The following is an 11,611-nucleotide window of genomic DNA, read 5'->3' as shown; positions in this document are numbered from 1 at the left end:
GGCTTGATTTCGCCTCCGCCTCACCACGACATTTATTCGATCGAAGATTTGGCAGAATTGATTCACGACTTGAAAAATGCCAACCGGGAAGCGCGGATTAGCGTCAAATTGGTGTCAGAAGTGGGAGTTGGGACGATCGCAGCCGGTGTCGCCAAAGCCCACGCCGATGTCGTGCTGATCTCAGGCTACGACGGCGGTACAGGCGCGTCACCGCAAACTTCGATCAAACACTGCGGATTACCTTGGGAGTTGGGATTGGCCGAAACTCACCAAACCCTGGTACTCAACAATCTCCGCAGCCGAATCGCCGTGGAAACCGACGGACAACTCAAAACCGGCCGCGATGTAGCAATTGCTGCATTGCTTGGTGCAGAGGAATTCGGTTTTGCCACCGCGCCGCTGGTAACATTGGGCTGCATCATGATGCGCGTTTGCCATCAAAATACTTGCCCCGTGGGCGTTGCCACCCAAGATCCTCTGTTGCGGAAAAACTTCACGGGAGATCCTGAACACACGGTAAACTTTATGACATTCATCGCCCAAGAAGTCCGCGAAATCATGGCGCAATTGGGCTTCCGCACGCTGAATGAAATGGTCGGGCGCACCGATGTTTTGGAAGCGAAACAAGCGGTGGAACACTGGAAGGCTAAGGGTTTGGACTTCTCGAACATCCTGTATCAGCCGGAAGTTGGGGCGGATGTCGGGCGCTATTGTCAGATGGCGCAGGATCACGGGTTGGAAAAGTCGATCGATCTCAGTGTACTGCTGGATTTGTGCAAAAGTGCGATCGAACACGGCGAACCAGTCCGCGCCAAACTCCCAATTACCAACATCAACCGGGTTGTCGGCACAATTCTCGGCAACGAAATCACCAAACGCCACTGGGAAGGCTTGCCCGATGACACGGTGCACCTGCACTTCCAAGGCAGCGCCGGACAAAGCTTTGGCGCATTCGTACCCAAGGGAGTCACCCTAGAGCTCGAAGGCGAAGCCAACGACTATTTGGGCAAAGGCCTCAGCGGCGGCAAAATCATCTTGTACCCGTCGTTAGCTTCCACCTTTGTCGCAGAGGAAAACGCGATCGTCGGCAACGTAGTGCTTTACGGAGCGACATCTGGCGAGGTTTTCATCCGAGGGCTGGCTGGGGAACGTTTTGGGGTGCGTAACTCCGGCGTTAACGCAGTAGTCGAGGGTGTCGGCGATCACGGTTGCGAGTACATGACTGGCGGCAAAGTTGTAGTTTTGGGCGAAACCGGGCGCAATTTTGCAGCGGGAATGAGTGGTGGCGTTGCTTACATTTTGGATGAGGCCGGTGATTTTGCAACTCGCTGCAATATGTCGATGGTGGCGCTGGAAAAACTGGAGGATGTTGAGGAAATTAGCGATTTGCGGGAGTTGATTCAGACTCATTTTGATTTGACTGGAAGTGCGAAAGCGGCGAAAGTCTTGGCAAATTGGGATGGGATGTTGCCGGTGTTTGTGAAGGTGATGCCGAAGGATTATAAGCGGGTGTTGCAGGCCATTGAAAGGGCGATCGCTGCGGGTTTAAGCGGTGATGATGCGCTGACGGCTGCATTTGAAGAAAACGCTCGTGATGTGGCCCGGATTGGTGGAAGTTAGTCCAAGAAACCGGGTTTCTGCGACAATCTTGGCATCCCCACCAAGATTTAGGAAGAAACCCGGTTTCTAACTCCCCACGAATCACCCCAAAGTCCAAGAAACCGGGTTTCTGCGACAATCTTGGAATCCCCACCAAGATTTAGGAAGAAACCCGGTTTCTGAGCCCCCACTAATCACCCCAAAGTCCAAGAAACCGGGTTTCTGCGACAATCTCGGCATCCCCACCAAGATTTAGGAAGAAACCCGGTTTCTGAGCCCCCACGCACAATCCAAGAAACCGGGTTTCTGCGATAATTTTGGTGAAGATACCAAGATTTAGGAAAGAAACCCGGTTTCTGAGCCCCCGCGCACAATCCAAGAAACCGGGTTTCTGCGATAATTTTGGTGAGGATGCCAAGATTTGGGTGAGAAACCCGGTTTCTGAACCCCCGCGCACAATCCAAGAAACCGGGTTTCTGCGACAATCTCGGCATCCCACCAAGATTTAGGAAGAAACCCGGTTTCTGAGCCCCGCGCCTAGTCCAAGAAACCGGGTTTCTGCGATAATCTTGGTGAGGATGCCAAGATTTGGGTGAGAAACCCGGTTTCTAACCCCCCACCAGTTCCCTCACCTACCCACCGATATGCCATATGCCACGTCGTGAAGTTATCTTACAAGCGGGTAATTACTACCATGTTTATAACCGAGGTAATAACCGTCAGCTCATTTTTTTTGAACAACAAAACTATATTTATTTTTTACGCCAATTAAGAAACCATCTGGTTACGAATGATGTCGATATTATTGCCTATTGTTTGATGCCGAACCACTATCATTTATTAGTTTACCTGAAAACTGATCGTTTTTCCAAACTGATGCAGACATTTACTCTCTCTTATGCTAAAGCTATCAATAAACGCTATCAAAGGGTAGGTTCACTATTTCAGGGACGGTTTGGGGCAATTCATGTAGATAGAGAAGAGTATTTATTGCACCTCACTCGCTATATTCACTTAAACCCAGTTTCAGCTAATATAGTTAAAAAAGCCGAAGATTGGGAATTTTCCAGCTATCAAGAATATATTGATTTGCGTCGGGGGAGTTTACCTAAAATAGATGAAGTGCGATCGCAATTTCAGTCAGCAGACGCTTATCGCTACTTTTTAGAAGACTTAACTAGCGATAAATTAATCCAGCATCTAACCTTTGAAGAATAGCCAAAGTCCCAGAAACCGGGTTTCTGCGACAATCTCCGAATCCCCACCCAGATTCAGGAAGAAACCCGGTTTCTAACTCCCCACGAATCGCCCCAAAATCCAAGAAACCGGGTTTCTGCGACAATCTCCGAATCCCCACCCAGATTCAGGAAGAAACCCGGTTTCTCACCCCCTACCAACAGCCCCAAAATAACGTTGAATTCTTCGATCTGTTGGGAAACACTGTAGCAGTTGCGACGCTACCTGGAAGTTATTTGCGATCGCAAATAAGTACCGCAGTTGTTGCTTTTTCTACTGCTGCTTCTGCATGAATCCTCGTTGTCGGAAACAATCCAACCATAGCATCTCCAGTATGAATTAGTAACTCAATCTCTGTGCAGCCTAAAATAATGCCTTCTGCACCGGATTCAACTAAGCTATTCATAATCTCGATATATTGCTTCCTCGATTCTGGATTGATAATTCCAAGACATAGTTCTTCATAAATGACTCGATGTACCACCTCTCGTTCATCATCATTTGGAATGAGCACCTCTATCCCGTATTTATCAACCAGTCGCCCTCGATAGAAATCCTGCTCCATCGTAAAACGAGTACCTAACAAGCCGATCTTTTGAATGCCACTGGACTGAATCTTCTCAGCCGTCGTATCCGCAATATGGAGAAACGGAACTTGAATATTTGCCTCAATCTCATCCGCAAGTTTATGCATTGTGTTAGTACAGAGAACGATAAAATCGGCTCCTGCCCGTTCAAGGCTTTGTGCTGCTGCAACCATCAAACCTGCTGCTTCTTGCCAACGACTTTGATGTTGCAAAGCCTCGATTTCTGCAAAGTCAACTGAGTACATCACGCTTTTAGCAGAATGCAATCCCCCAAGCTTGCTCTTGGTGACCTCGTTAATAATGCGGTAATACTCAATAGAAGATTCCCAACTCATTCCCCCAATTAGCCCAATTGTTTTCATGGTGGCTCCTCAAATGACTAAAACGATCGGCTACAATCATTCTAGATTACCACAACTTAAGGTCAATCGGAACCGTGACAAGATTTACAATGAAGTTTCAATATGAACTATAAACTTTATTCAGATGTCATCTTGCTGTGCAACCTTCCAGAAGAAGGACTTTATGGCGGCGATATCGGTACAGTTGTTGAACAGCATCACGTTGCAGGACTAGAAACACGTTATAGCGTTGAGTTTTTCGACCTGTTGGGAAACACTGTAGCAGTTGCGACGCTACCTGGAAGTTATTTGCGATTTAATTGAGCGATTCGCAATTGAACTCACCCTCGAATTGCTGTTGCCCCACCCGTTTGATATAATGTTGTTACTAGGATAGATGACATCAGATAATTCTACTCAGACAGTCACAATTTATAAGGCTCCCCAACCAGGGTTAGCGCAAAAATTATTGCGAGATGGTTTCCAGCCAGCAGACTTTCCAAACAATCCACCCTACGAAAATGGCAAATGCTACTTCGCAGCCCCCGATTCGAGAAGTCTGGCTGAAGAATATAACAATCATTACCAGCAAGGAATATTGGAGGTGATAATAGACAAGCAAACCTACGAGATAACATTTAAGCCACTGGAAACATTCTATCAGGGTGACCCAAGTATTGAACTAGCAATCCCGCACAATCTTTTTCCCATTTTGAATCAGTTTCCGAGAATCCTAAAACAGCAATAGTTGACTATGAATCAAGAATTTTGGAACTCGATCGAGTCCAAGTATCCACTTGGAAAACTCATATACGGCAAGATTGAATTTCATTCATCTTTTGGAGTGTTTGTCAATCTTGGTGATGCAGAAGTAAAAGGACTTATTCAAATTTCAGACTTTCTCGATACCGGCTCGATGACACCAGAAATGTATCCCGATATTGATTCGCCTGTTGGTGCTGTTGTCATTGGCTACACTAAAGACGATCGCCAACAAGTTTGGTTGAGCGTTAAACCCAGTGTTCTACAAAAAGCCCTTGTCAAGTTAAAAATTCCTGTTGCAAGTCAGCTATAGAACCTTCTTCACTCAAGATGCGATTCAATTAATTGTAAACAGACATCAACTTCCGCTAATTGTCGTCAATACAGAAGTAGAGGAAATAGTACAATGGATAAACTAACCGAGTATCCCAAGCTAATCAAACGGATTTTAACCGAGTATGTAGAATTGTCTAATCGCCGTCCTCAACCAGACATCGAAACATTCTTAATTACCGACGAACAAAACGGTCATTATATGTGGATGAATCTGGGCTGGCAAAAGGGAGAACGAATTACCGGCATGACTGTATATGTTCGGATTCGCGATCGTAAATTCTGGATTGAGGAAGACTGGACAGAAGATGGGATTGCAACGGATTTGGTGCGTGCAGGAGTTCCCAAGGAAGATATTGTCTTGGCATTTCACGAGCCTGGAATGCGGCAATACACCGATTTTGCAGTAGTTTCCTAGCAGTTTATGAAACTTTATTCAGATGTCATCTTGCTGTGCAACATTCCAGAAGAAGGACTTGATACCGGCGATATCGGTACAGTGGTCGAACAGCATCACATTGAAGGACTAGAAATAGGTTATAGCGTTGAGTTCTTCGATCTGTTGGGAAATACTGTAGCAGTTGCGACGCTACCTGGAAGTTATTTGCGATCGCCCGCAATTTGAATTGTCACAGAAACCCGGTTTCTGAAACCCGCACGCTAATCCGAGAAACCGGGTTTGGGGCGATCGCTTGTACATTGGGAAATCGAGCGTTCTGCTAAGCGTCAAAAAGGCATTGATTATACCTCAGATTCCTCTTCATTTTCTTGATCCTCGCTCGCAAATTCGCCGATGTAATCTCCCACGAGCGGTGTTTAGTTCAAATTCGCCAACACAACCTTTGAGTCGTCGGAGGAAGCGTCACTAACCATCGCTGAATATTCGCCGTTATAGTTGGTAAATTCAGACGGAGATCTCCGAATCTTAGATAGACGAATTTGCCAATCGGAAACCTGCTCGTAGGTAAGGTGCTTAGTATTGGAAGTCGTTGTCCATACCCCCCAAAGACAGGGGTCTTCAAACTGTAGCATTCCTGATTTCCGTAAGTCATAAGATTGCGGAGTTCCGGGCAAGGGAATAATGCTGTAGCACGAAGTCTGAAATTCCAATTGCGGGTTAATCTCTACCAGTTCATCGACCAATTCTGAGATGGCTTCCTCAAGAAGTAACAAGTCCTCATGGTCATCGTCGGGTAGCCCGATAATGATCCCATAAGCAATCACAGGTACACCAGTTCTGACCACAGATTTCATCAAGGTACAATGCTCTTGCCAAGGAAGGAGCTTCTTGTAAGCTTCTCGTCCAAAAACGGGACGTTCGGCAGGGATATAAGCCAAAGGACAACCGACTTTGCCGTCCCAGCCAAACAGTGCTTCAATCAGTTCTTCGTCAGGTCTGAGGTCGCTGCTTTCGTAGTTACGCCCAGCTCCCAGAGTTGTTTTCCTCAGTTCTAAACCATTGGGCCACATGAGAGTTATTCCCATCTCCCGCGCACCATTGGTAATGTCGAGGATCTCTTGTCGCCCCTCAGGAAAGAGTCCGCGGGCGAGGAATTGATCGGAACCGATATTGATCGATCGAGCCCCCGCTTCTTTCTGAATCGCCAACCATTTGAGGGATGTTTCAGGAGACATTCTCCGAAAGCCAGTGCCGTAGGTAGGTGTCATGCAAAAATCGCAGGTGCGATCGCAACCAATGTCAGCTACCAACGAACCTACTGGAACAGTTCCCTGGACATTGGGCAGTGTCCCTAAACACTCCCGCGCCACTTCCACCGATGGTAGTGCCCACTCCTCTGGACTTTTGGCTTTAGCCTTCCTGGGATACTGTCTACCATCTGCGAGAATGACACCCGTGAGTTCTTCTCGTGGGGTTTTTCCCAGTACATAGTCAAAAATAGCCCAATTCGCTGCCCCAGATTTATCCTGAACGACTGCTGCTGCGCCGGCCTTCAAGTAGTGGTGCGGTTCAGCGAAAGCATCCGACCCACCAACGACAATGGGACGACCTCCCTTAGCCAGATGCTCAATCACCATACAAGTGACTTGACGGTCTTGGGAGAAATTCACTGTAATGCCCCAAGCATCGAAGGCATGGGGATCTAGGGCAGCAATTTTGCCCCCAACGTAAGTTTTCCGCAGGGTCATCCCTTTCCAGACAATTTCCCCAAATTCTTCACTATAATTGTCGTCTCTGAGGTTGACCAATCGGGCATCAAATCCTCCTGCTTGCAAGTCAGGAATCAAAACTTGCTTGCTGATTAAGGAACGATGTCTGTATAAAGAAGTCCAATTTTTACCTTCTGCATCATAGAGTCCCGTTGCTGGAGGTTCAATCAGTCCAATTGTGGGAGAGTTTTTAGCTATCATAATGGAGGATTGGGAATGTGGGATAAGAGGATGGGATTTTTTCCGGCTCGCGATCGCCTGCGACTAGACGGTAGCACAAGTCGGTGAGCTACTCTTTAATAAAATCAGACGATAGCATAAAAATAGATTAATCTAGATGAGATGAGTCAAATTGACTATTTTCTTAATCATTTAGTTTTTCGATTTGTTGGGAAATACTGTAGCAGTTGCGACGCTACCTGGAAGTTATTGGCGATTTAATTGAGCGATTCGCAATTGAACTCACCCCTGAATTGCTGTTGAGCCACCCGTTTGATATAATGTTGTTACTAGATTGTACAAATAGCAATCAAAAGGAAACAGATAATTATGACCGTCGAACAAGCCATTTTGGAAAAGGTGAAGGTCTTATCGCCAGACCAGCAACAAGAAGTCTTAGCTTTCATCAAATTCGTCTGGGAATGGATGCGGCCGATCGAAGTGAAGTAATTAATGCTGAAGATATGTTTCGGAGTTTGCGCTTAAAGCTGCAACAACGTCGCACGCACGCAAGCAGATAGATGAATCAGATTTGTAGATTTACAGTTCCGGCAAGTCGGGATATAGAAAACATTATGGACTATATTGCCGATCGCAGCGGTTTTGATGCAGCAGAAAGCTTTCTGGACAGAATTAACAATAAGTGTCAAACTCTCTCGAAGTTTCCTCCTTCTGGGACGCAATCGGGATGAGTTAATGGAAAATGTACGGAGTTTTCCGATCGATGATTACCTAATTTTCTACAGTGCGATCGAAGCAGGAATTGAAGTTCTGCGGGTTGTTAGCGGCTACCGAGATTTAGAAGATTTATTCTCTGAGTGAACTGTATCGAGTTTCTGATATTATGAAAGCGATTGAAACTACTGGAAAAATTGACGATCGAGGAATGCTTTGTATCGATCGCCCCCTTGCTTTTGCCAACCACAGCCACGTTAGGATTATTGTTTTAGTACCGGAAGATACTGACATCGATCCTGATGATGACCCCATTGAAACAGTCCTCGAAGGGATTCAGCAAGGCTTCCATGAGGCAATTACCGGACAAACCCTCCCCTTGTTTCAACTTTAATAGTTGACTAGGTTTGTGAAGAAACCCCGTTTCTGAGTCCCCCCGCGAAATCCAAGAAACCGGGTTTCTGCGACAATTGACGCCTCCCCACGAGATTTTACGAAGAAACCCGGTTTCTGAACCCCTGCGCCCGATCGCGCCCAACCTTATCTAGCGGTTATAATAGATAAACCTGAGCATTAAAATCGCAAATGTATGACAGCAAAAATACACCTCAGCAACTTGGGTAATTCCTTAGCTTTGCCAATACCAGACTATATTGTAAAATTGTTAAATCTAAAAGCAGATGATTCGGTAATTTGCAGTATAGAAAATGGAAAAATGGTCATAGAACCTGTAAATCAGAAAATTTCCAAATATACCCTAGATGAACTATTGGCAGGCGAAATAGAACCCAGCGAAGAAATCTCTTGGGGGAAACCAGAAGGAGAAGAAGTTTGGTAAACTACATCCCCGAACGAGGTTATTTGATTCGCCTCAATTTCGATCCTCAAGCAGGACACGAACAAATGGGTACTCGACCTGCACTGGTTGTGAGTCAAACTAAATTTAACCAAAAAATGGGGTTTGTGTTTGTCTGTCCGATTAGCACCACACAACGAAAAAATCCGTTTTATGTTCCCATTCCAGAAGGTGAAGCGGTGACAGGTGTAATTATGACAGATCAACTACGTTATGCAAGATTATCGTGCAAGGCAAGCAAGTTCGATCGGTGAATGTCCAGAAGATTTAGTTAAGGAAGTATTGAAGAGAATTGAACCTATTTTGTTTGAAAATATGATTCTTGATGAGTAGTTGATCATCAAGAATACGGCAATTATGTGGTTAGACTTGTTAACTGATATCATGTATAGAACTAGGGAAATCAACAAGCAAAATGATTCAATCCATACCGAAAATATCCATCAAACCTGGATATCGTCCCCAGTCAGATGATAAAACTCCTGAAGCTGATGCAATTGATTTCTACCTACTGCGACAACTCACCAATTCCCAACGCTGGCAAATGGGGGTAAAATTAAATCGTTGGGCAAAAACTGTTAGCTTGCGCGGCATGAAAAAAGCTTGTCCCTCAACTTACAAAGAGCGATTTGCTCGATCGATCTTACGTAGCAAATGGCTGCCAATTTTAACCCCCACCAGTGAACCCTCTATGTGGACGCAAGACCCCAGCCACATCGCCCGACTGTTGCACCCAATTTTTCAAACATTATCTATTCCTTATTATATTACAGGAGGCGTTGCCGCTTCTGTCTATGGCGATCCTAGAACGACACGGGATTTAGATTTAGTAATTGAATTACTCCGGGATAATATTTTTCGATTAGTTGAAGCACTAGAAACGGCTGGTTTTTACTGCCCTCCGGGTTCGGTAGAAGATATTCAAGAGGGCAGAGGCATGGTGTTGAGTATCACTCACATGACTTCCGTATTAAACGCCGATCTCGTGCTGAATTCTGATACTGAGTTCGATCGCTCAAAAATGACAAGGCGACGACTAGAAGCCCTTGACGAAGCTGGTGTAGAACAATTTTGGATTGCTTCTCCTGAAGATATTGTGTTGGCAAAACTGCTCTGGCGGCAACAATCTAAGTCTCAAAAACAATGGAATGATGTTTTGGGAATTCTGAAAGTCCAATCTGAGCATTTGGATCGGGGTTACTTAACAGACTGGGCGCAACGATTGGGGTTGATTGATGATTTGAATCTAGCTTGTACTGAATCTGGGATTTGATGCGATTCCAAATTGTTCATTTTGCGATCGCACCCACTCTCTCTGTATCATTATAGGTATGGACTTTTAAAGCTTAATTATTTTTATGCAAGTTATTTTAGGCAACATCACACAACTGAAAGTAGATGCGATCGTCAATGCTGCAAATACCAGTTTGCTTGGAGGTGGTGGAGTAGATGGCGCAATCCATAAAGCAGCAGGCCCGGAACTTGTTGACGAATGTCGATCGCTCCGAGGATGCAAAACCGGGGATGCTAAACTCACAAAAGGATATCGCTTACCTGCGCGCTTCATCATCCACACCGTAGGCCCCGTATGGCAAGGAGGCGACTGCGGAGAACCCGAACTCTTAGCCCAATGTTACCGCAAATGTATGGAAATCGCGATCGAGCAAAAGTTCGAGAGTATCGCATTTCCTTGCATTAGCACCGGCATTTACAAATATCCTAAGGATTTAGCAGGTGAGATTGCAGTCAAAATCTGCTACGAAGAAATGCAAAAAACGGCGCTCCTCAAAACATAACTTTTTGCTGCTTCGATTGGGAGAATCATCAGGTTTATGAGAAGATTGTAGCAGTTCTCAGGCAGAAAGGCTATCAGAAAAATGATTCCAGAAATCAAAACCTATTTAGCAGCGACTGACATTATAGATCGCGATCATCCCGCAATTTTAGCACTCGCGAACAAGATAGCATCACAACATCATACATCAGAGGCGATCGCCCAATCTAGTTTTGAGTGGGTTAGAGACGAAATTCGCCACAGCTACGACTATCAGATGAATCCCGTCACCTGTCGAGCATCCGATGTACTAAAGCACAAAACAGGTTATTGTTTTGCCAAAAGTCACCTATTAGCAGCATTGCTGAGGGCCAACAACATTCCCGCAGGTTTTTGCTACCAAAGATTGAGCTTTGATGACAAAGGTGCGCCCTACACCTTGCACGGTTTCAATGCAGTTTACTTACCCAAAGTAGGCTGGTATCGCATTGATGCAAGAGGAAATCGCGACAATGTTAATGCTCAATTCACACCTCCTCAAGAGCAATTAGCATTTAAAATTCAGTTTCCTGAAGAAGCAGACTTTCAAACCATTTTATCTGATCCGCTGCGAGTAGTTGTAGAGGCTTTACAAAATCACATTACATGGGATAAACTGCTGCTCAATCTTCCAGACGTTTCTCTAGAGTCAGCACAGAAATACGGTCTTGCGATCGACTAGAAATCACTCAAAAATGAGAATTAAATAACTTACAGAAGTTTGTGGTGTGTCCCGCCCGTCCCACAATAACAATTAAATTTGTAAGTTATTTAATTCGCGAGCCTCAGCAACAAGCTGAGGCTTTTGGGAAGTTTTTTTCACGTCGCTCCGAGGTTGTTAAGGTCGATTCTCCGAGAATTATAAAACAGTATTAGTTGACTGTAAATCAAGAATCATAGAACCAAATCAAGTTCAAATATCGGGAGCATCTCAGTTTTGCAAGAAGCATTTTTTATGGTAGTGCGAGCGTCCCCGCTCGCGTGCTTGTACAAGCACGCGAGCGGGGACGCTCGCACTGTA

The 11,611-nt window shown here is 45.3% G+C and carries 15 protein-coding genes and 2 pseudogenes (1 of these 17 cut by a window edge); 15 read left to right on the top strand and 2 right to left on the bottom strand.

Annotated features, from left to right (window positions below):
* Window positions 1-1,620: pseudogene (locus tag JGK20_RS31330) on the top strand (glutamate synthase-related protein) (its annotated part extends 491 nt beyond the left edge of the window); the annotation flags it as partial.
* Window positions 1,621-2,250: 630 nt separating this feature from the next.
* The gene (locus JGK20_RS31325) at window positions 2,251-2,817 is read left to right on the top strand and encodes a transposase (protein WP_293233397.1); all 567 of its coding nucleotides are present in this window, start codon (window positions 2,251-2,253) and stop codon (window positions 2,815-2,817) included.
* A 250-nt stretch (window positions 2,818-3,067) separates the two neighbouring features.
* Here JGK20_RS31325 and JGK20_RS31320 read toward each other — a convergent pair whose 3' ends face one another.
* Window positions 3,068-3,784 carry an aspartate/glutamate racemase family protein gene (locus JGK20_RS31320; protein ID WP_293233395.1) on the bottom strand — a complete coding sequence of 239 codons (717 nt, stop codon included), beginning with the start codon at window positions 3,782-3,784 and terminating at the stop codon, window positions 3,068-3,070.
* Between the two features lie 102 nt (window positions 3,785-3,886).
* Here JGK20_RS31320 and JGK20_RS31315 point away from each other — a divergent pair, with 102 nt between their 5' ends.
* From JGK20_RS31315 to JGK20_RS31295, 6 genes are all read left to right on the top strand, one after another.
* Window positions 3,887-4,087 carry a DUF4926 domain-containing protein gene (locus JGK20_RS31315; protein ID WP_293196392.1) on the top strand — a complete coding sequence of 67 codons (201 nt, stop codon included), beginning with the start codon at window positions 3,887-3,889 and terminating at the stop codon, window positions 4,085-4,087.
* A 73-nt stretch (window positions 4,088-4,160) separates the two neighbouring features.
* Window positions 4,161-4,511 (top strand): hypothetical protein, encoded by a 351-nt coding sequence (locus JGK20_RS31310; RefSeq protein WP_293196394.1) that lies wholly within the window; start codon window positions 4,161-4,163, stop codon window positions 4,509-4,511.
* 6 nt (window positions 4,512-4,517) lie between these two features.
* Entirely contained in the window at window positions 4,518-4,838 is a 321-nt protein-coding gene (locus JGK20_RS31305) for an RNA-binding protein (protein WP_293233393.1), read from the top strand.
* A complete protein-coding gene (locus JGK20_RS34705) occupies window positions 4,822-4,944 on the top strand; it encodes an element excision factor XisH family protein (protein ID WP_366026978.1) in 123 nt (40 codons plus the stop codon). The genes JGK20_RS31305 and JGK20_RS34705 overlap by 17 nt, the downstream gene beginning before the upstream one ends.
* Window positions 4,932-5,276 carry a XisI protein gene (locus tag JGK20_RS31300; protein ID WP_293233391.1) on the top strand — a complete coding sequence of 115 codons (345 nt, stop codon included), beginning with the start codon at window positions 4,932-4,934 and terminating at the stop codon, window positions 5,274-5,276. The genes JGK20_RS34705 and JGK20_RS31300 overlap by 13 nt, the downstream gene beginning before the upstream one ends.
* A 6-nt stretch (window positions 5,277-5,282) precedes the next feature.
* A complete protein-coding gene (locus JGK20_RS31295) occupies window positions 5,283-5,483 on the top strand; it encodes a DUF4926 domain-containing protein (protein ID WP_293233389.1) in 201 nt (66 codons plus the stop codon).
* Window positions 5,484-5,674: 191 nt separating this feature from the next.
* On the opposite strand, the gene JGK20_RS31290 is transcribed toward JGK20_RS31295, so the two are convergent.
* Entirely contained in the window at window positions 5,675-7,228 is a 1,554-nt protein-coding gene (locus JGK20_RS31290; RefSeq protein WP_293233387.1) for a radical SAM protein, read from the bottom strand.
* 539 nt (window positions 7,229-7,767) lie between these two features.
* Between JGK20_RS31290 and JGK20_RS34700 the strand changes: the two are divergent.
* The 7 genes and pseudogenes from JGK20_RS34700 (at window position 7,768) to JGK20_RS31250 (ending at window position 11,272) form a co-directional block, all read left to right on the top strand.
* Window positions 7,768-8,068 (top strand): annotated as a pseudogene (locus JGK20_RS34700) (type II toxin-antitoxin system RelE/ParE family toxin).
* A 22-nt stretch (window positions 8,069-8,090) separates the two neighbouring features.
* On the top strand, window positions 8,091-8,315 hold the full coding sequence (locus JGK20_RS31275) for a hypothetical protein (RefSeq protein WP_293180617.1): 225 nt from the start codon (window positions 8,091-8,093) through the stop codon (window positions 8,313-8,315).
* A 195-nt stretch (window positions 8,316-8,510) separates the two neighbouring features.
* Window positions 8,511-8,759: an AbrB/MazE/SpoVT family DNA-binding domain-containing protein gene (locus JGK20_RS31270; protein WP_293180620.1), complete on the top strand. Its 249-nt coding sequence runs from the start codon at window positions 8,511-8,513 to the stop codon at window positions 8,757-8,759.
* On the top strand, window positions 8,753-9,031 hold the full coding sequence (locus JGK20_RS31265) for a type II toxin-antitoxin system PemK/MazF family toxin (RefSeq protein ID WP_293180623.1): 279 nt from the start codon (window positions 8,753-8,755) through the stop codon (window positions 9,029-9,031). The genes JGK20_RS31270 and JGK20_RS31265 overlap by 7 nt, the downstream gene beginning before the upstream one ends.
* 161 nt (window positions 9,032-9,192) lie before the next feature.
* On the top strand, window positions 9,193-10,050 hold the full coding sequence (locus JGK20_RS31260; protein ID WP_293180626.1) for a hypothetical protein: 858 nt from the start codon (window positions 9,193-9,195) through the stop codon (window positions 10,048-10,050).
* An 85-nt stretch (window positions 10,051-10,135) separates the two neighbouring features.
* Complete coding sequence (locus JGK20_RS31255; RefSeq protein WP_293180629.1) at window positions 10,136-10,573, top strand: O-acetyl-ADP-ribose deacetylase; 438 nt, start codon at window positions 10,136-10,138, stop codon at window positions 10,571-10,573.
* A gap of 81 nt (window positions 10,574-10,654) precedes the next feature.
* Window positions 10,655-11,272 (top strand): transglutaminase family protein, encoded by a 618-nt coding sequence (locus tag JGK20_RS31250; RefSeq protein ID WP_293233385.1) that lies wholly within the window; start codon window positions 10,655-10,657, stop codon window positions 11,270-11,272.
* Window positions 11,273-11,611: the final 339 nt, after the last annotated feature.

This window comes from Microcoleus sp. PH2017_05_CCC_O_A (assembly GCF_020738785.1).
Classification (GTDB): domain Bacteria; phylum Cyanobacteriota; class Cyanobacteriia; order Cyanobacteriales; family Microcoleaceae; genus Microcoleus.
The sequence above is the reverse complement of the archived record's forward strand: the minus strand, read 5'-3'. Positions and strand labels throughout refer to the sequence as shown.